Origin of the sequence: Pseudomonas libanensis (assembly GCF_001439685.1) — a bacterium.
Taxonomy (GTDB): domain Bacteria; phylum Pseudomonadota; class Gammaproteobacteria; order Pseudomonadales; family Pseudomonadaceae; genus Aquipseudomonas; species Aquipseudomonas libanensis.
The window spans coordinates 33,379-52,379 of record NZ_JYLH01000024.1; the positions used below are offsets into that span (position 1 = coordinate 33,379).

General features: G+C 60.9%; 20 protein-coding genes. 15 read left to right on the forward strand and 5 right to left on the reverse strand.

Going from position 1 to position 19,001, the window contains the following annotated elements:
• Positions 1 to 41: 41 nt before the first annotated feature.
• The 10 genes from nuoG to TU73_RS26435 all read left to right on the forward strand — a co-directional run bounded on the left by nuoG (position 42) and on the right by TU73_RS26435 (position 10,944).
• Positions 42 to 2,756, forward strand: coding sequence for an NADH-quinone oxidoreductase subunit NuoG (gene nuoG / locus TU73_RS26390; RefSeq protein ID WP_057014622.1), 2,715 nt, complete (start codon positions 42 to 44; stop codon positions 2,754 to 2,756).
• Positions 2,753 to 3,760 (forward strand): NADH-quinone oxidoreductase subunit NuoH, encoded by a 1,008-nt coding sequence (nuoH, locus tag TU73_RS26395; protein ID WP_003174724.1) that lies wholly within the window; start codon positions 2,753 to 2,755, stop codon positions 3,758 to 3,760. Before nuoG ends, nuoH begins: the two co-directional genes overlap by 4 nt.
• 11 nt (positions 3,761 to 3,771) lie before the next feature.
• Positions 3,772 to 4,320 carry an NADH-quinone oxidoreductase subunit NuoI gene (gene nuoI, locus TU73_RS26400; RefSeq protein WP_003174725.1) on the forward strand — a complete coding sequence of 183 codons (549 nt, stop codon included), beginning with the start codon at positions 3,772 to 3,774 and terminating at the stop codon, positions 4,318 to 4,320.
• A 9-nt stretch (positions 4,321 to 4,329) separates the two neighbouring features.
• Complete coding sequence (gene nuoJ / locus TU73_RS26405; protein WP_003174726.1) at positions 4,330 to 4,833, forward strand: NADH-quinone oxidoreductase subunit J; 504 nt, start codon at positions 4,330 to 4,332, stop codon at positions 4,831 to 4,833.
• 2 nt (positions 4,834 to 4,835) lie between these two features.
• Positions 4,836 to 5,144, forward strand: coding sequence for an NADH-quinone oxidoreductase subunit NuoK (gene nuoK, locus TU73_RS26410; protein WP_003174727.1), 309 nt, complete (start codon positions 4,836 to 4,838; stop codon positions 5,142 to 5,144).
• Positions 5,141 to 6,994 (forward strand): NADH-quinone oxidoreductase subunit L, encoded by a 1,854-nt coding sequence (gene nuoL / locus TU73_RS26415; RefSeq protein WP_057014623.1) that lies wholly within the window; start codon positions 5,141 to 5,143, stop codon positions 6,992 to 6,994. Before nuoK ends, nuoL begins: the two co-directional genes overlap by 4 nt.
• Before the next feature lie 55 nt (positions 6,995 to 7,049).
• Positions 7,050 to 8,582, forward strand: coding sequence for an NADH-quinone oxidoreductase subunit M (gene nuoM, locus TU73_RS26420; protein ID WP_043046580.1), 1,533 nt, complete (start codon positions 7,050 to 7,052; stop codon positions 8,580 to 8,582).
• 7 nt (positions 8,583 to 8,589) lie between these two features.
• On the forward strand, positions 8,590 to 10,053 hold the full coding sequence (nuoN, locus tag TU73_RS26425) for an NADH-quinone oxidoreductase subunit NuoN (protein ID WP_057014624.1): 1,464 nt from the start codon (positions 8,590 to 8,592) through the stop codon (positions 10,051 to 10,053).
• A 236-nt stretch (positions 10,054 to 10,289) separates the two neighbouring features.
• Entirely contained in the window at positions 10,290 to 10,640 is a 351-nt protein-coding gene (locus tag TU73_RS26430) for a type II toxin-antitoxin system RelE/ParE family toxin (RefSeq protein WP_057014625.1), read from the forward strand.
• Positions 10,630 to 10,944, forward strand: a complete 315-nt coding sequence (locus TU73_RS26435) for a helix-turn-helix domain-containing protein (RefSeq protein ID WP_057014626.1) — start codon at positions 10,630 to 10,632, stop codon at positions 10,942 to 10,944. The genes TU73_RS26430 and TU73_RS26435 overlap by 11 nt, the downstream gene beginning before the upstream one ends.
• Positions 10,945 to 11,005: 61 nt before the next feature.
• Here TU73_RS26435 and TU73_RS26440 read toward each other — a convergent pair whose 3' ends face one another.
• Entirely contained in the window at positions 11,006 to 11,758 is a 753-nt protein-coding gene (locus TU73_RS26440) for an outer membrane beta-barrel protein (RefSeq protein WP_057014627.1), read from the reverse strand.
• 125 nt (positions 11,759 to 11,883) lie between these two features.
• Positions 11,884 to 12,717 (reverse strand): arylamine N-acetyltransferase family protein, encoded by an 834-nt coding sequence (locus TU73_RS26445; RefSeq protein WP_057014628.1) that lies wholly within the window; start codon positions 12,715 to 12,717, stop codon positions 11,884 to 11,886.
• Between the two features lie 118 nt (positions 12,718 to 12,835).
• Here TU73_RS26445 and TU73_RS26450 point away from each other — a divergent pair, with 118 nt between their 5' ends.
• Positions 12,836 to 13,072 carry a DUF6555 family protein gene (locus TU73_RS26450; RefSeq protein ID WP_057014629.1) on the forward strand — a complete coding sequence of 79 codons (237 nt, stop codon included), beginning with the start codon at positions 12,836 to 12,838 and terminating at the stop codon, positions 13,070 to 13,072.
• A 30-nt stretch (positions 13,073 to 13,102) separates the two neighbouring features.
• On the opposite strand, the gene TU73_RS26455 is transcribed toward TU73_RS26450, so the two are convergent.
• A complete protein-coding gene (locus TU73_RS26455; RefSeq protein ID WP_057014630.1) occupies positions 13,103 to 13,309 on the reverse strand; it encodes a DUF6021 family protein in 207 nt (68 codons plus the stop codon).
• A 12-nt stretch (positions 13,310 to 13,321) separates the two neighbouring features.
• A complete protein-coding gene (locus tag TU73_RS26460; RefSeq protein WP_046068648.1) occupies positions 13,322 to 13,501 on the reverse strand; it encodes a hypothetical protein in 180 nt (59 codons plus the stop codon).
• 151 nt (positions 13,502 to 13,652) lie between these two features.
• On the opposite strand from TU73_RS26460, the gene TU73_RS26465 reads away from it, so the two are divergent.
• Positions 13,653 to 14,174: a DUF3087 family protein gene (locus tag TU73_RS26465; RefSeq protein ID WP_057014631.1), complete on the forward strand. Its 522-nt coding sequence runs from the start codon at positions 13,653 to 13,655 to the stop codon at positions 14,172 to 14,174.
• A 146-nt stretch (positions 14,175 to 14,320) separates the two neighbouring features.
• On the forward strand, positions 14,321 to 15,034 hold the full coding sequence (locus TU73_RS26470) for a carbonic anhydrase (RefSeq protein ID WP_231984784.1): 714 nt from the start codon (positions 14,321 to 14,323) through the stop codon (positions 15,032 to 15,034).
• Positions 15,035 to 15,101: 67 nt separating this feature from the next.
• Here the strand turns inward: TU73_RS26470 and TU73_RS26475 are convergent, their stop codons facing one another.
• On the reverse strand, positions 15,102 to 15,977 hold the full coding sequence (locus tag TU73_RS26475) for a Dyp-type peroxidase (RefSeq protein ID WP_057014633.1): 876 nt from the start codon (positions 15,975 to 15,977) through the stop codon (positions 15,102 to 15,104).
• 138 nt (positions 15,978 to 16,115) lie between these two features.
• Here TU73_RS26475 and TU73_RS26480 point away from each other — a divergent pair, with 138 nt between their 5' ends.
• Positions 16,116 to 17,732 carry an NADP-dependent glyceraldehyde-3-phosphate dehydrogenase gene (locus tag TU73_RS26480; protein ID WP_057014634.1) on the forward strand — a complete coding sequence of 539 codons (1,617 nt, stop codon included), beginning with the start codon at positions 16,116 to 16,118 and terminating at the stop codon, positions 17,730 to 17,732.
• A 162-nt stretch (positions 17,733 to 17,894) separates the two neighbouring features.
• Positions 17,895 to 18,956: an FUSC family protein gene (locus TU73_RS26485; RefSeq protein WP_057014635.1), complete on the forward strand. Its 1,062-nt coding sequence runs from the start codon at positions 17,895 to 17,897 to the stop codon at positions 18,954 to 18,956.
• Positions 18,957 to 19,001: the final 45 nt, after the last annotated feature.

Sequence of the window (19,001 nt, forward strand, 5' to 3'; positions counted from 1 at the left end):
GCCACGCCCGCTGACAACGGGCCAACGAAGAACTTTGAACCATGGCCACTATCCACGTAGACGGCAAAGCGCTCGAAGTCGATGGGGCAGACAACCTGTTACAGGCATGTCTGTCACTCGGCCTCGATATCCCGTATTTCTGCTGGCACCCCGCGCTCGGTAGCGTCGGTGCCTGTCGCCAGTGCGCGGTCAAGCAATACACCGACGAGAACGACACCCGTGGTCGTATCGTCATGTCCTGCATGACCCCAGCCACCGACAACACCTGGATCTCCATCGACGATGAAGAATCCAAGGCGTTCCGCGCCAGCGTTGTCGAATGGCTGATGACCAACCACCCCCACGACTGCCCGGTGTGTGAGGAAGGCGGTCACTGCCACCTGCAAGACATGACGGTGATGACCGGCCACAACGAGCGCCGTTATCGCTTCACCAAGCGTACCCACCAGAACCAGGACCTCGGCCCGTTCATTTCCCACGAAATGAACCGCTGCATCGCCTGCTACCGCTGCGTGCGCTTCTATAAAGACTACGCCGGCGGCACCGACCTGGGCGTCTTCGGCGCCCACGACAACGTGTACTTCGGTCGCGTTGAAGATGGCGTGCTTGAGAGCGAGTTCTCCGGCAACCTCACCGAGGTCTGCCCGACCGGTGTGTTCACCGACAAGACCCACTCCGAGCGCTATAACCGTAAGTGGGACATGCAGTTCGCACCGAGCATCTGCCATGGCTGCTCCAGCGGTTGCAACATCTCCCCGGGCGAGCGCTACGGCGAGTTGCGCCGTATCGAAAACCGCTTCAACGGTTCGGTCAACCAGTACTTCCTGTGCGACCGTGGCCGTTTCGGCTATGGCTACGTCAACCGCGAAGACCGCCCACGCCAGCCACTGCTGGCCGATGGCGCCAAGCTGAGCCTGGACGCCGCGCTGGATAAAGCCGCCGACCTGTTGCGCGGCCGCAATATTGTCGGTATCGGTTCGCCGCGTGCCAGCCTCGAAAGCAACTTCGCGTTGCGCGAGTTGGTGGGCGCCGAGCACTTCTATTGCGGTATCGAAGCCGGCGAGCTGGAGCGCATTCGCCTGGTCCTGCAAGTGCTGAACGACAGCCCGCTGCCAGTACCGAACATGCGCGACATCGAAGACCACGACGCCATCTTCGTGCTCGGTGAAGACCTGACCCAGACCGCCGCCCGCATCGCCCTGTCCCTGCGCCAGTCGGTCAAAGGCAAGGCCGAAGAGATGGCCGACGCCATGCGCGTCCAGCCTTGGCTCGACGCCGCGGTGAAAAACATCGGCCAGCACGCGCTGAACCCGCTGTTTATCGCTTCCCTGGCTGAAACCAAGCTCGACGACATCGCCGAAGAATGCGTGCACGCCGCGCCGGACGACCTGGCCCGCCTCGGTTTCGCCGTGGCCCACGCCCTCGACGCCAGTGCACCTGCCGTTGAAGGCCTGGACACTGAAGCCGTCGAACTGGCCCAGCGCATTGCCGACGCCCTGCTGGCCGCCAAGCGCCCGCTGATCATTGCCGGTACCTCGTTGGGTTCCAAGGCGCTGATCGAAGCCGCTGCCAACATCGCCAAGGCCCTGAAGCTGCGCGACAAGAACGGTTCCATCAGCCTGGTCGTGCCGGAAGCCAACAGCCTTGGCCTGGCCATGCTCGGTGGCGAGTCCCTGGATGCCGCCCTGCAAGCGGTGACCGGCGGCAACGCCGACGCCATCGTGGTGCTGGAAAACGACCTGTACACCCGCGCCGACGCCGCCAAGGTTGACGCTGCACTCAACGCCGCCAAGGTGCTGATCGTCGCCGACCACCAGAAGACCGCCACCAGCGAACGTGCCGACCTGGTCCTGCCAGCCGCTACCTTTGCCGAGGGCGACGGTACCCTGGTCAGCCAGGAAGGCCGCGCCCAGCGTTTCTTCCAGGTGTTCGATCCGAAGTACATGGATGCCAGCATCCTGGTGCACGAAGGCTGGCGCTGGCTGCATGCCCTGCGCGCGACCCTGCTGAACCAGCCGATCGACTGGACCCAGCTCGACCATGTGACCGCAGCCACCGCCGCCAGCGCGCCGCAACTGGCGCGCATCGTCGATGCCGCACCGTCTGCCGCGTTCCGCATCAAGGGCCTGAAACTGGCGCGTGAGCCGCTGCGTTACTCCGGCCGTACCGCCATGCGCGCCGACATCAGCGTGCACGAGCCGCGTACCCCGCAAGACAACGACACCGCGTTTGCCTTCTCCATGGAAGGTTACTCGGGGTCGGCCGAACCGCGTCAGCAGGTGCCGTTTGCCTGGTCGCCGGGCTGGAACTCGCCGCAGGCCTGGAACAAGTTCCAGGACGAAGTCGGTGGTCACATCCGTGCTGGCGACCCGGGCACCCGCCTGATCGAAACCAGCGGTGACTCGTTGAACTGGTTCGCTGCGGTACCGCGTCCGTTCAACCCGGCGCCGGGCACCTGGCAGGTCGTGCCGTTCTTCCACCTGTTCGGCAGCGAAGAGACCTCTTCCAAGGCCGCGCCGGTTCAAGAGCGCATTCCTGCCGCTTACGTGTCCGTCGCCAAGTCCGAAGCCGATCGCCTGGGCGTCAACGACGGTGCCCTGCTCAGCCTGAACGTAGCGGGCCAGACCCTGCGCCTGCCGCTACGTATCAACGAAGAGTTGGGCGCGGGTCTGGTTGCACTGCCTAAAGGCCTCGCCGGCATTCCGCCCGCTATCTTTGGCCAAACCGTTGACGGTCTGCAGGAGGCAGCGCAATGACCTGGTTCACCCCTGAAGTGATCGACGTGATCATCTCGGTCGTCAAGGCCATCGTGATCCTGTTGGCCGTGGTTGTCGCGGGCGCCCTGCTCAGCTTCGTCGAACGTCGCCTGCTGGGCTGGTGGCAGGACCGTTACGGTCCGAACCGCGTTGGCCCGTTCGGCATGTTCCAGATCGCGGCCGACATGCTGAAAATGTTCTTCAAGGAAGACTGGACCCCGCCGTTTGCCGACAAGGTGATCTTCACCCTGGCACCGGTGGTGGCCATGAGCGCCTTGCTGATCGCCTTCGCGATCATCCCGATCACCCCGACCTGGGGCGTGGCGGACCTGAACATCGGCTTGCTGTTCTTCTTCGCCATGGCCGGCTTGTCGGTGTACGCGGTGCTGTTTGCCGGTTGGTCGAGCAACAACAAGTTCGCCCTGCTGGGCAGCTTGCGTGCCTCGGCGCAAACCGTATCCTATGAAGTGTTCATGGGGTTGGCACTGATGGGCATCGTGGTGCAGGTTGGCTCGTTCAACATGCGCGACATCGTCGAGTACCAGGCGCAGAACCTGTGGTTCATCATTCCGCAGTTCTTTGGCTTCTGTACCTTCTTCATCGCTGGCGTGGCCGTGACTCACCGTCACCCCTTCGACCAGCCGGAAGCGGAACAGGAACTGGCCGACGGTTACCACATTGAATATGCCGGCATGAAGTGGGGCATGTTCTTCGTCGGTGAGTACATCGGCATCATCTTGATCTCGGCCCTGCTGGTCACGCTGTTCTTCGGCGGCTGGCACGGTCCGTTCGGCATCCTGCCGCAGTTGGCTTTCTTCTGGTTCTTCTTGAAGACCGCGTTCTTCATCATGCTGTTCATCCTGCTGCGCGCCTCGATTCCGCGCCCACGCTATGACCAGGTGATGGATTTCAGCTGGAGATTCTGCCTGCCGCTGACCCTGATCAATTTGCTGGTGACGGCTGCCGTCGTGTTGTTGAACACGCCAGCTGCCGCGGTTCAGTGAGGATTTGACCCATGTTCAAATATATTGGCGACATCGTTAAGGGTACCGGTACCCAGTTGCGAAGCCTGGTGATGGTGTTCGGTCACGGCTTTCGCAAGCGCGACACCCTGCAATACCCCGAAGAAGCGGTGTACCTGCCGCCGCGCTATCGCGGCCGCATCGTACTGACCCGCGACCCCGATGGCGAAGAGCGTTGCGTAGCCTGCAACCTTTGCGCCGTGGCGTGCCCGGTGGGTTGCATCTCCCTGCAGAAAGCTGAAACCGAAGACGGTCGCTGGTACCCGGACTTCTTCCGTATCAACTTCTCGCGCTGCATTTTCTGCGGCCTCTGCGAGGAAGCTTGCCCGACCACCGCGATCCAGCTCACACCGGATTTCGAGATGGCCGAGTTCAAACGTCAGGACCTGGTGTACGAGAAAGAAGATCTGCTGATCTCTGGTCCCGGTAAAAACCCTGATTACAACTTCTATCGTGTTGCAGGTATGGCCGTTGCCGGTAAGCCGAAGGGCGCCGCACAAAACGAAGCCGAGCCGATCAACGTGAAGAGCTTGCTGCCTTAAGGAAGAAAGATGGAATTCGCTTTCTATTTCGCATCGGGTATCGCGGTTGTGTCCACGCTTCGCGTGATCACCAACACCAACCCCGTGCATGCCCTGCTCTACCTGATCATTTCGCTGATCGCTGTGGCCATGACCTTTTTCAGCCTCGGCGCACCGTTCGCCGGTGTACTGGAAGTGATTGCCTACGCCGGCGCCATCATGGTGCTGTTCGTGTTTGTGGTGATGATGCTCAACCTGGGGCCGGCTTCGGTGGCCCAGGAGCGCGTCTGGCTCAAGCCCGGCATCTGGCTCGGCCCGGTTGTCCTCGCAGCCTTGCTGCTGGGTGAACTACTGTATGTGCTGTTCGCTCACCAGAGCGGCCAGGCCATCGGCCACACCACCGTAGACGCGAAAGCCGTGGGCATCAGCCTGTTCGGCCCGTACCTGCTGGTGGTCGAACTGGCGTCGATGCTGCTGCTCGCCGCAGCCATCACTGCCTTCCACTTGGGCCGCAACGAAGCCAAGGAGCAATGACGATGCCTGCTATCCCTTTGGAGCATGGTCTGGCGGTCGCCGGCATCCTGTTCTGCCTTGGCCTGGTCGGCCTGATGGTTCGCCGCAACATTTTGTTCGTGTTGATGAGCCTGGAAATCATGATGAACGCCGCGGCACTGGCATTCATCGTGGCGGGCGCACGTTGGGGCCAGCCGGATGGACAAGTCATGTTCATCCTGGTGATCAGCCTGGCAGCCGCCGAGGCCAGTATCGGCCTGGCGATCCTGCTGCAACTGTATCGTCGCTTCCACACGCTTGATATCGACGCTGCCAGTGAGATGCGCGGATGAACATGATCTTTCTGACTTTCGTATTTCCCCTGATCGGTTTCCTGCTGCTGTCGTTCTCCCGTGGACGCTGGTCGGAAAACCTCTCGGCCCTGGTCGGCGTGGGTTCCATTGGCCTGTCGGCCATCGTGGCCGCCTACGTCATCTGGCAATTCAACGTGGCACCGCCCGAAGGCGGTCACTACACCCTGGTGCTGTGGCAGTGGATGTCGGTGGAAGGCTTCAAGCCCAACTTCGCCCTCTACGTCGACGGCCTGTCGATCACCATGCTCGGCGTGGTGGTGGGTGTGGGCTTCCTGATCCACCTGTTCGCGTCCTGGTACATGCGCGGTGAAGCGGGCTACTCGCGCTTCTTCTCGTACACCAACCTGTTTATCGCCAGCATGCTGTTCCTGGTGCTGGGCGATAACCTGTTGTTCCTGTACTTCGGCTGGGAAGGCGTGGGCCTGTGCTCGTACCTGTTGATCGGTTTCTACTACAGCAACCGCAACAACGGTAACGCGGCGCTCAAGGCCTTCATCGTCACCCGCATCGGCGACGTGTTCATGGCCATCGGCCTGTTTATCCTGTTCCAACAGGTGGGCACGCTGAACATCCAGGAACTGCTGGTGCTGGCACCGCAGAAATTCCAGGTCGGCGACTTCTGGATCACCCTGGCGACCCTGATGCTGCTGGGCGGCGCCGTGGGTAAATCCGCGCAACTGCCGCTGCAAACCTGGCTGGCCGATGCGATGGCCGGCCCGACCCCGGTGTCGGCACTGATCCACGCCGCAACCATGGTGACCGCCGGTGTCTACCTGATCGCCCGTACCCACGGCCTGTTCACCCTGGCGCCGGATATCCTGCATCTTGTCGGCATCGTCGGCGGCGTGACCCTGGTACTGGCCGGCTTCGCCGCGCTGGTGCAGACCGACATCAAGCGTATCCTCGCCTACTCGACCATGAGCCAGATCGGCTACATGTTCCTGGCCCTGGGCGTTGGCGCCTGGGACGCGGCGATCTTCCACCTGATGACCCACGCGTTCTTCAAGGCCCTGCTGTTCCTCGCTTCCGGTGCGGTGATCGTTGCCTGCCACCACGAGCAGAACATCTTCAAGATGGGCGGCCTGTGGAAGAAATTGCCATTGGCCTACGCCAGCTTCATCGTCGGTGGTGCCGCCCTGGCCGCCCTGCCGCTGGTGACCGCCGGTTTCTACTCCAAGGACGAAATCCTCTGGGAAGCCTTCGCCAGCGGTAACCAGAACCTGCTGTACGCAGGCCTGGTGGGTGCATTCATGACCTCGCTGTACACCTTCCGCCTGATCTTCATCACCTTCCACGGTGAAGCCAAGACCGAAGCGCACGCAGGCCACGGCATCTCCCACTGGCTGCCACTGTCGGTGCTGATCATCCTGTCGACCTTCATCGGCGCCATGATCACTCCACCACTGGCCGGCGTATTGCCAGAAAGCGTCGGCCATGCCGGCGGCGCAGACAAGCACAGCCTGGAAATCGCCTCAGGCGCCATTGCCATCGCCGGTATCCTGCTGGCAGCCCTGCTGTTCCTCGGCAAGCGTCGCTTCGTGACCGCCGTGGCCAACAGTGGCATCGGGCGCTTCCTGTCGGCCTGGTGGTTTGCTGCCTGGGGCTTCGATTGGATCTACGACAAACTGTTCGTCAAGCCATACCTCGCCATCAGCCATGTACTGCGCAAAGACCCGCTCGACCAGACCATCGGTTTGATCCCGCGCGCCGCCAAGGCTGGTCACACAGCCCTGAGCCGCAGCGAGACTGGCCAACTGCGTTGGTATGCAGCTTCCATGGCGGCCGGTGCCGTGCTGGTGATCGGCGCCATCGTCGTGGTAGCGGTCTGACTATGTTTAAGTGCACTGCGTACTTTGCGAACTTGCGAAAGGAAACGAGCCCGTCATGATTCTGCCCTGGCTAATCCTGATCCCCTTTATCGGCGGCCTGCTCTGCTGGATGGGTGAACGCTTCGGCGCCACCCTCCCCCGCTGGATTGCGTTGCTGACCATGTCCCTGGAACTCGCACTCGGCCTCTGGCTGTGGGCCCATGGCGACTATTCATTTGCTCCGGCACCGGGTGTCGATCCGACCTTCGCGCTTGAATTCAAGCACGTGTGGATCCAGCGCTTCGGCATCAACGTGCACCTGGCCCTCGACGGCCTGTCGCTGTTGATGATCCTGCTGACCGGCCTGCTGGGTATCCTCTCGGTACTCTGCTCCTGGAAAGAGATCCAGCGTCACGTGGGCTTCTTCCACCTGAACCTGATGTGGATTTTGGGCGGCGTTGTCGGCGTGTTCCTGGCGCTGGACCTGTTCATGTTCTTCTTCTTCTGGGAAATGATGCTGGTGCCGATGTACTTCCTCATCGCGCTCTGGGGTCACAGTTCTTCGGACGGCAAGAAAACCCGGATCTACGCAGCGACCAAGTTCTTCATCTTCACCCAGGCGTCCGGCCTGATCATGTTGGTGGCGATCCTGGGCCTGGTGCTGGTCAACTTCAACAACACCGGCGTGATTACCTTCAACTACGCCGATCTGTTGAAGACCAAGATGTCGCTGACCACCGAGTACGTACTGATGCTCGGCTTCTTCATCGCTTTCGCGGTGAAGCTGCCGGTGGTGCCGTTCCACTCCTGGCTGCCTGACGCCCACGCCCAGGCGCCGACTGCCGGCTCCGTGGACCTGGCCGGTATCCTGCTGAAGACGGCGGCCTACGGCCTGTTGCGTTTCGCCCTGCCGCTGTTCCCGAATGCCTCGGCCGAGTTTGCGCCGATCGCCATGACCCTGGGTCTGATCGGGATCTTCTACGGTGCGTTCCTGGCTTTCGCACAAACCGACATCAAGCGCCTGATTGCCTTCTCGTCCGTTTCCCACATGGGCTTCGTACTGATCGGCATCTACTCCGGTAGCCAGCTGGCGCTGCAAGGCGCGGTGATCCAGATGTTGGCCCACGGTGTTTCGGCTGCGGCGCTGTTTATCCTCAGTGGTCAGCTGTACGAGCGCCTGCACACCCGTGACATGCGTGAGATGGGCGGCGTGTGGTCGCGCATTGCGTACCTGCCGGCGATCAGCCTGTTCTTCGCCGCAGCGTCCCTGGGCTTGCCGGGTACCGGTAACTTCATCGGCGAGTTCCTGATCCTGATGGGTGCCTTCGTGCAGACACCTTGGATCAGCGCCATCGCCACCTCCGGCCTGGTGTTCGGTTCGGTCTACTCGCTGATCATGATCCACCGCGCGTATTTCGGCCCGGCCAAGTCGGACACCGTCTTGCACGGTATGGATGCCCGCGAACTGATCATGGTGCTCGGTCTTGCGGTATTGCTGATCTTTATCGGCGTATACCCGCAACCGTTCCTGGACACTTCTGCCGCAACGATGCATGGCGTGCAGCAGTGGTTCGGCACCGCCTTCTCCCAACTCGCTTCGGCCCGGTAAGAGCGCTATGGAATTCACGATCCAACACTTTATCGCGCTTGCGCCGCTGCTGATCACCAGCCTCACCATCGTGGTGGTGATGCTGGCGATCGCCTGGCGCCGCAATCACTCGCAAACGTTCCTGCTGTCCTGCGCCGGTCTGAACCTGGCCCTGCTGTCGATCATTCCGGCCCTCAAGGTCGCGCCATTGGCGGTGACCCCGCTGATGATGGTCGATGACTTCGCGCTGCTGTACATCGCCCTGATCCTGGTGGCGACCCTGGCGTGCGTGACCCTCGCCCACGCCTACCTCGGCGAAGGCGGCACCGGTTACCCGGGTAACAAGGAAGAGCTGTACCTGCTGATCCTGCTGGCTGCGGCCGGCGGTATCGTGCTGGTCAGCGCGCAGCACCTGGCCGGCTTGTTCATCGGCCTGGAACTGCTGTCGATCCCGACCTACGGCCTGGTGGCCTACGCCTTCTTCAACAAGCGCTCCCTGGAAGCCGGCATCAAGTACATGGTGCTGTCGGCCGCCGGTTCCGCGTTCCTGTTGTTCGGTATGGCCCTGCTCTACGCCGAAGCCGGCAGCCTGAGCTTCACCGGTATCGGCCACGCCCTGGCCGCCACCAACAGCCCGGCGCCGATTGCCCAGTTGGGCCTGGCGATGATGCTGATCGGCCTGGCGTTCAAGCTCTCCTTGGTACCCTTCCACCTGTGGACCCCGGACGTGTACGAAGGCGCCCCGGCGCCAGTGGCTGCGTTCCTGGCGACTGCGTCGAAGGTCGCGGTATTCGCGGTAATGGTGCGTCTGTTCCAGATCTCGCCTGCCGCCAACACCGGCGTGCTGAGCAACGTGCTGACCGTGATCGCCATTGCGTCGATCCTGTTCGGTAACCTGCTGGCCCTGACCCAGAACAACCTCAAGCGCCTGCTGGGTTATTCGTCCATCGCCCACTTCGGCTACCTGCTGATCGCCCTGGTGGCGAGCAAAGGCCTGGCCGTGGAAGCCATCGGCGTGTATCTGGTCACCTACGTGATCACCAGCCTCGGCGCGTTCGGTGTGATCACGCTGATGTCCTCGCCTTACAAAGGCCGTGACGCCGACGCCCTGTACGAATACCGCGGCCTGTTCTGGCGCCGTCCGTACCTGACCGCCGTGCTGACCGTAATGATGCTGTCCCTGGCCGGTATCCCGCTGACTGCGGGTTTTATCGGCAAGTTCTACATTGTCGCCACGGGTGTCGAAGCCCACGAATGGTGGTTGGTAGCGTCCCTGGTATTGGGCAGCGCCATCGGCGTGTTCTACTACCTGCGCGTGATGGTCACCCTCTACCTGATCGAGCCCAACCTGCGCCGTGTGGATGCCGAGCTGCATTGGGAACAGAAAGCAGGCGGCGTGATGCTACTGGCCATCGCCGTACTCGCGTTCTTCCTGGGTGTGTACCCACAACCGTTGCTCACTCTGGTGCAGCATGCGGTATTGGGGGTTTGATCGCTTAGGTTGATGCAGTCAACAGAACGGCGCCTTTGGGCGCCGTTTTGCGTTCCCGGGATCTGTTTTCTCCCTCCCCTGCTCGCTGAATTTTCCTCCTCGATCTGCCTCTTCATCTGGCATCCACCCGCAAAAGCCCGCCGTATGGTGTTTGCGTTTTAAGAAAGTTCCCACAGCAAGGTCACTTGACCCATGGCGAGTGGACAACCAAACTCTACGCAGGCTACGTACAGAACATGGATGCTCTATTTATCGAACTGCCGGCATTCGAGCGGCATCGCAAGGATTATCTGAGTGACGAGCTTTTCCAGGGGTTTCAACAGGAATTGATGAAAAACCCCGAAGCAGGAGACGTGATCGAAGGAACGGGGGGGTTGAGAAAGGTTCGCTTCGTTGATGAACGGCGAAACAAAGGCAAGCGCGGTGGCCTGCGAGTCATTTACTACTGGTGGTCAGGCGGCACGCAATTCTGGTTATTCACCTTGTACGGCAAACACGAACAGAGCGACCTGACACCCCACCACAAGAAAGCTCTTAAACACATGCTGGACAGGGAAATCAAAGCGAGAACACATCATGAAACGTGACATCTTTTCCGAACTGGTCGAAGGCTTCGACGCCCTGGCCGATGAGCGCCAAGGTAAAATCACCCTGCGCACCCACAAAGTCCACCTCAACAAGCTGGCGCCGCTCACCGCCGATGAAGTGGTCGCCGTGCGTCAGCAACTTAACCTTTCCCGATCAGTATTCGCCATGTACCTGCGTACCAACACCCGCACCCTGGAGAACTGGGAACAAGGCCGGGCCAAGCCCAACGCCCAGGCCGTCACCTTGATCCGCCTGGTGGCGCGCTTTCCGGAAACCGTGGCGCAACTGGCCGCATTGGGCTGAAAGGTAATAGCCGCAAAAAAACGCCCCGGGCATTCGGGGCGTTTTTACATCGCAAACAGCGTCAGAACGCGATACCCACCTTGAAACCATACTCATCGCGCTTGAGCTTGGTGTTATCGGCCACATAGGAGTCGTCGTCGAGCTTGTACTCTGTACGGGTGTAGTACAGGCCCGCCATCACTGGCAGGTCGCCCTTCTGGTTCATCAGCAGGCTGACTTCGGCGTAAGGGTTGGTGCGGTCCTTGAGGTCCACGCTGTCGCTGCCGACGCCGTCCACCTTGAGCTTGGCGCGACCGTCGATGGTGTGACGGGCGCCGGCTTCAACGCGCAGAGTCATGTCATCGAACTGGTGGTTGTAGCCCAAGGCGGCCTTGGCAAACGGCGACTTGTTGGTGAGCTTCATGTCGTAGCCATTGGTGTCCGGCTCATAGCGGGTCCAGGTGTAGCCACCGCCTACGATCACGTCGACGAAGTTGCGCGCATCCAGCGCGGCACGCCAGCCGAGGTCGAGGTCGGCCTGGCCTTCCTTGAGCTTGTTATCGCTCTTTTCGCCGTACTTGGCTTCGATACCGGCCTGGTAGATGAAACCGGACTCGGCAGTGAGCTTGTTGCCGAAGTTATAGAACAGGCCGGCTTCAGGCATGTGGTCTTTGTCGCTTTGGCTACCGCCTTCGAGTTTAAAGTCGTTGTAGCTGCCGAGGATCCCGAAGGTGGAAATCGGGTCGGTGGACGGTGCCGCAAATACCACGCCGGGCGCAGCTACCAGGGCCAGCAGCGAGGAATGCTTGAGGATTTTTCCGAATAGTTTGGACATCGTCTTACATCTCCATTTTAAGGTGGGCAAAGTATTCAGGAATCGGTTCGAACCCTGGCGTTTGCAAAAAGTTCGAACTGATTTGCACCAAAAAGGAGAAAAAACGGTTCAGCGAAGGCTCTATTTCAATGTTCTTCAGGATTCATACAGATAAGGCGTTCCACGGCTTCGCGAAGTTGAGGCTGATCAGGCAGCCGAATGCCGAAGGTATCGCGCAATAGCCCCAGCAATTCATCGGCAGTCTGAATCATGCGCTTTTCACTGGGTCGATCCAGGTAATGGAGCGCATAGTGGGCGTTGGCCAAGGTATGACGTTTACCGGGAGCCAGCAGCGCGGCTTTCAACTGCCCCACGAAGGGCGACCCAGGGTGCGTGGAGACGTACCAGTTGCCGATTTCGTAGTCGATGTCTGCCTGGATTTGCAGGTCGAACACATACAGGCCGCGCCACTCTTCGCCGACCTGGGCCCAGAGCGTGTAGCTGCCCTGATTGAAGGTCAGGCGATAGGGCTCGTGGGCAGTGGCCTGGGGCGCGTCGGTGTCCAGTTGCAACGGACTGCTGGGCACCATGCCACCGAAGCCGACGTCGGTGATGTAGCGCACCCCTTCAAGCGTCACCAGGCTCAGGCGGTGGGTGCGCCCGGTGTGGGCGTCTGCCGGCCCACCGATCACCACGCGTCCTGTGATGCCCCGGGCTTCGAAGCCCAGTTCCTGCAGCAGGGCCAGGAACAACTGGTTCAACTCGTAGCAATAACCGCCGCGCCCCTGGTGCAGCACCTTGTGCTCGACACTGGGCAGGTCGATCGGCACCGGCGCGTGCATCAGCGTCGACAGGTTTTCAAAGGCAAAGGTGCACACATGGCTCAGTTGCAAGTTATGCAGGGTTTGCAGGGTGGGCGGCGGCGGCGAATCGTAGCCCAGACGTTTCAAATAGAGGGCACGGTGAGTGAGTTCAGGCATGGCGCGGTCCTTGGCACGAGGCGGAGCGTCACTATGCCGCGCCCCCGCGCACGTTGTCATTTTGAATGAACCTTTTTGAACACTGGCCTATCCATCTATAACAAGACAGGGAGGCAACATGAGTACCGCAAAAATCTACACCATCCACTATCAGCTACACGGTCAACCCAAGTCTTTCGTGGTGCGCGCCGAAGTGATGAACAACGTCGAGGCATGGCATTGGGCGGCCGTTGATGCCGACATTGCCCATGTCAGCCGCATCGGCCGCGTGGGTCACGAGCAGGTGAAAAAAACCACCCGGCCCTGGGCGGAAAAGTATGGCATCACTGACGTCAGTTGGACCCCGCCCAAATAAACAAAGCCCCGCACAACGGCGGGGCTCGGTTCACTTTTTCAAGTCGCCCAACGGATCGTAGGGCGGCTTTTTTTTCGCCTCTTCCTTATCCTTTTTGTCTTTGTCCAACGGCGCGATGGCAGGGCCTATCGGGTCGACCTGGGGGTCTGCCAAATCCGGCGAGTCCGGGTCAAAGCCCAGCTCATCCTTGCCGCTGGCATGTTCATTGGAATGGGGGCCATCGGTACGCTTGTTCATCAGGTTCTCCTGTTAAAGCGGGCGCGCTTTGTCGTGGAGGTTTTCCAGGTCTTCTTCGACGCGCTCGACATCGTCGTCCGGGCCACGCTCTTTCGGGTCATTGGGGCGCAATGCATCGTTGTCGCGCTCTTCTTCGCCGGGCGTGCGGTTCGGGTCGGGTGTACCAGGTGGTGGCTGTTTGTGTTCGGACATGATGGTTCACCTCACAAGGGTTGGTGGCATGCCCTGATTTAGAGAAGGCCCCGCGAGCCATCGTTCAACTTGATTGCCCGGCGGCGGTCTGCCCGTGAGAAGATGCCGGCCGTGCCTATCCCCCTACAGACACCAAGGAGATTCCCCCCGAATGTTCGAGCTCAGACCCTGCGACCCCGTCATCTACCGTCAACAGACCCGCCGCAGTACGCTGATCGTCGCCGTGCTGTTCCTGGCCCTGGCCATGTTGCTGTCGAGCCTGGCGGTGATGCTGTTCGGTGAGCCCGGTGGCGACAACTTTCGCTTCAATGTCGGCGGCGTATTTGCCGGGGTGTTGATCACTGTCGCGCTGGTGCGTGGCCCGTTCTGGACCCAGCCCTGGCTGGCGCCGGCTGTATACGGTTGGCAGCTCAAACGCAGCCTGATGAGTGTGACCAATGTGATGCACAAGGTCAGCGAGCGGGTGCAGGCCAGCGACCCGGCGGCCATCAAGCTGTTGCGCTTCTATCACCTGGGGCTGACGCAGATGCACGAGCTGGACGCCAACTCCAGCGCCCAGGCGCAACTGGTGGGCGAGATCAAAGCCCACAAGGCAAAGATGCAGGCGCTGGGCATGGATATCGCACAAACCCGGCTGGACCCGGCCTGGCTGGACAGCCTGAAAAACGCATAAGGCCGGGCGGCGTCTAGGCTAAAAATAATTAACCTACTGAAAAATAAGAAACTTCTTACATCATTTCAAGGTGATCATTCCCACTCTAGGCACCTCCCTCTCTAACCCGCCAGAGAACCTTGCCTATGTGCGATGGCCACCCCCCGATGAAAGACCGTCGAAACTTCCTGCAGCTGGCTGCCGTCAGTGCAGGCGCAACCCTGCTTGCCGGCGCAATGCCCTCCCTGGCGCACGCAGCCCCGACGCCGGCGAGTCTGCCCAAGCCCGCCAACGACCTTAGTCCACAGCTTGCCCTGCAACGGCTGATGGAGGGCAACCAGCGTTACGCCGACGGCGTGACCAAGCGTCATGATTTTATGAGCGAACGCGAAGTGTTGGTGGGCGGGCAAAATCCGTTTGTCGCGGTGTTGAGTTGCGCCGATTCGCGCATCGCTCCCGAGTACGCCTTCGACACCGCCCGTGGCGACCTCTTTGCGGTTCGGGTCGCGGGCAATTTCGTCACCGATGATGGGCTTGCCAGCCTCGAATATGCCGTGGCCGTATTGGGCACGCCCTTGATCATGGTATTGGGGCACGACCAGTGCGGCGCCGTCGCGGCGGGGGTCAAGGTGGTCAAGGATAACGCCCGGTTCCCCGGCAAGATCCAGGGCTTGGCCGACACCTTCAAACCCTCGGTGAACAGGGTATTGAAAGCGCCCGGCGATCTGCTGGAAAACGCCATTGCACAAAATGTCACCGACACCATGGTGCGGCTCACGGCGGAGTCAAGCCTGCTGGCCGATGCGGTCACGGCGGGAAAACTGCTGATCGTCGGCGGCGTGTACAAGCTGCACAGCGGCAAGGTGAAAATGCTCGGTTAGGTGCGAAGCGGCCGCTGTCGCATCATGTAGGAGGCAATGACCGTTCAAGGCACCCCCCCCCGCATTTTCAGCGCTGCGGCGCTTGAAAAACCAAGCCCAGGTCCAGACGTCCGTCCTTCAGCGGCGGGCACCAGTAATAGCCCCCCGTCAACGGCGTACTGATGCGATAAAGACCATCGACAATCCCATCCTCCAACCCACTCATGCGCCGCAGCTGCGCTTCGAACGCATCGAAAGAGTGACCGAACGCGAGGAACATCAGCCCCGCCTGGCCGTTCTCGGCCCAGGGCATGGAGCGGCGCACAACGAAGGCTTCCGGTACGAAGCTTTCCTGGGCGGTACGCTTGGTATGGGCCGACGCGGGGGCATCGTCGAGCTCTTCGTTATCGCCATGGCGGCGGCCAATGATGTGGTCACGCTCCTGGGCCGGCAATGCGGCAAAACCGTCGAGGTCGTGCTGCCATTGCTGGATCGCTGCGAAGCTGGCGCCGCTGTCGGTCAAGGCGGCTTCCACGGCGGCATCGTCGTGGGGGTTTTCGGTGCCGTCTTCGTAGTCGGTCAGGTCAAAACCGGTCTTGTAGCGAAAGCCTTCGGTCGATTGCACCAGGCGAAAAGCCGGGGCCAGGGCTTTTTCAAGTGTGCGGCTGCGCAGCAGCAACTCGCCGCGATCCACCCCGTGCAACCATACCCACAACGCCTGTTGGGTCGACGGGTTGTGCGCACCGGGGCCGTTGGTCACGGGGAATGTACGCAAGCCTTCAATCTCAGCACCCAGGGCCTTTATCAGCGGCTCACCGAAACCGACCACGGCCGCCGCATCCGTCAACTGCACCAGTGCGTCCAGGGCAGCAGGCACGGCTTGCAGGGAATCGAGGGCAAAAAACAGATGACGGGCCTGCAAAGGCACCGGGGCGGCAAGAATGCCCGGCTGGTACTGACTCATGTGAACTCCTTCCAGAAAGCCGCGCAGTTTACCCGGCGCGCGCAGCGCTGCGAACAAGAATGCGCGCAAGCCTTGCCTTGGAGCCGCAAGTTGAGTGACTCTCTAGTCATGTTTTGCAACTATTCCAGGGGTAGCGACATGACCACCAGCAATCTGCTCGCCCAGCTGTTTCCTTCTTCTGCCGCCGACATTCCTGAGCAATTTCGCCTGGCCGCGCCCATTGAACAGCGTGAGTACCTGGTCGATGGCCAACTGCAGGAATGGCAGGGGCCGCTGGCCCGGGTGCAAAGCCCGGTGCAATTGGGCAATGAGCGTGTGCATATCGGCAGCACGCCGCTGCTGGATGCCGACACCGCCCTCACCGCCCTGGATGCCGCCGTGCGCGCCTATGACCGTGGCCAGGGCGAATGGCCGACGATGCGCGTGGTCGAACGTATCCAGCATGTCGAAGCATTTTTGCGGCGAATGCGCGAACAGCGCGACGCGGTGGTCAAGCTGCTGATGTGGGAAATCGGCAAGAACCTCAAGGACTCGCAGAAAGAATTCGACCGCACCTGCGACTACATCACCGACACCATCAACGCCCTCAAGGAGCTCGACCGCCGAAGCAGCCGTTTCGAGCTGGAGCAGGACACCCTCGGCCAGATCCGCCGCGTGCCCCTGGGCGTGGCGCTGTGCATGGGGCCTTACAACTACCCGTTGAACGAAACCTTCACCACGCTGATCCCGGCGTTAATCATGGGCAATACCGTGGTGTTCAAGCCCGCCAAGCTGGGTGTGCTGTTGATCCGCCCCTTGCTGGAAGCCTTCCGTGACAGTTTCCCGGCCGGGGTGATCAATGTGATCTACGGCAGCGGCCGCGAGACCGTAAGCGCGCTGATGGCCAGCGGCAAGATCGACATCTTCGCGTTTATCGGCACCAACAAGGCCGCCAGTGATTTGAAAAAGCTGCACCCCAAGCCGCACCGTTTGCGCGCAGCGCTGGGGTTGGATGCCAAAAATCCTGGCATCGTGCTGCCCGAGGTAGACCTGGACAACGCGGTGAGTGAAGCAGTCACCGGCTCGCTGTCGTTCAACGGCCAGCGTTGCACTGCGCTGAAAATCCTGTTCGTGCATGAGGATGTGGTCGACAGCTTTATCGAGAAGTTCAACACCAAGCTGGCCGCCCTCAAGCCTGGTATGCCCTGGGAAGACGGCGTAGCGCTGACGCCGCTGCCGGAAGTGGGCAAGGTGGATTACCTCAACGAACTGGTGGCCGATGCGGCCCGGCACGGCGCCAAGGTCGTCAATGCCGAAGGTGGAAGCAGCCGTGGTTCGTTTTTCTACCCGGCGGTGCTGTACCCGGTGAACCCGCAGATGCGCGTCTACCATGAAGAGCAATTCGGCCCGGTGGTGCCGATCGTGCCCTACCGCGACCTGGAAACCGTGATCGACTACGTGCTGGACTCGGATTTCGGCCAGCAGTTGAGCCTCTTCGGCACCAATCCGGTGCAAGTCGGTCGCCTGGTGGACACCTTCGCCAACCAGGTCGGTCGCATCAATATCAACGCCCAATGCCAACGCGGGCCGGACACCTTCCCGTTCAACGGGCGCAAGAACTCGGCCGAGGGCACGCTGTCGGTGCATGACGCCCTGCGCGTGTTCTCGATCCGCACCCTGGTGGCGACCAAGTTCCAGGAGAGCAACAAGGCGTTGGTCAGCGAGATCCTGCGCAACCGTGACTCAAGCTTCCTGACTACCGACTATATCTTCTGAAGCCAACCCCGCTCCAATGTGCAGACAGGTCAGTGTGGGAGCTGGCTTGCCTGCGATGCCGGCACCTCGGTCTTTCAGTCAGTCGCGGTGATGCTATCGCAGGCAAGCCAGCTCCCACATTTGATCGAGCACATTCATACATTTGAGGCCACTTTAAGATTGATGAACCTGCCCTTCTTTGCCCGGCGCCTGCTGCGTCCCTTGCTCGACCCCTACCGCCGCTTTCGCCATGCCAAGCTGATCCACGCCGCGCGTGTATCGGTGGGTTTGCTGGCAACCATCCTGCTGACCACCGGCCTCAACCTGCCCCACGGTGAATGGGCGTCGGTGACCATGCTGATCGTGATCGGCGGGTTGCAGCACCACGGCAATATCGGCAAGAAAGCCGTCGAGCGCGCCTACGGCACCTTGATCGGCGCCAGCGTCGGCTTGCTGCTGGTGGTGCAACAGGCGTACTTCGGCCTGCCGTTGCTCACTTACCTGTTGATGTCGGTGGTGTGCGGGTTCTTTTCTTATCACGCCATTGGCAAGGGCGGTTATATCGCGCTGCTGTCGGCGATCACGGTGTTTATCGTCGCCGGCCACGGCGATAACCCGATCTCCGACGGCCTGTGGCGCACTGTGGACATCCTCATCGGCATCGCCTTGGCCCTGGCGTTTTCCTTCGCCCTGCCGCTGTACGCGGTGTACTCATGGCGCTATAACCTGGCCAGCGCGTTGCGTGATTGCGCGCAGATTTATAGCCGGATCATCAATGGCCAATCGGTGACTGACGATGAACACCTCAAGCTGCTCAACCGCTTGAACGGGGCGATGGTGCAACTGCGTTCTTTAATGCCGTCGGTGTCCAAGGAAGTGCGGATTTCCATGACTGAACTGGATGCGATCCAGCGCCACCTGCGCATGTGCATCAGCACTTTGGAGATTCTGGGTAATACCCGTCCGGACCCGCGGGACGAACAGGCCACGACGCGGATGCAGGTGATGTTGAAGGCCGAGCATCGGCAGATTCGCGTGCAGTTGGTGGGCATGGCGCGGGCGTTGAAGTCGGGGGTGACGGAGCGGTTGGAGCGCAGCAGTCGCGCCACGGGCAGTAAGCCTGCGCTGGATGTGCCGGTCTACAGTGCGCTGGATGGGTATCGGTTGCTGACCGTGCAATTGGCGGCGAATGTGGATGCGATGCGTCAAAAGCTGGCTGATAGTGCAAGTCACTGGAAAATCTAAACCTCCCCACTCAACCAACTGAAGTTGAAAAGGCCGGTTTCTCTA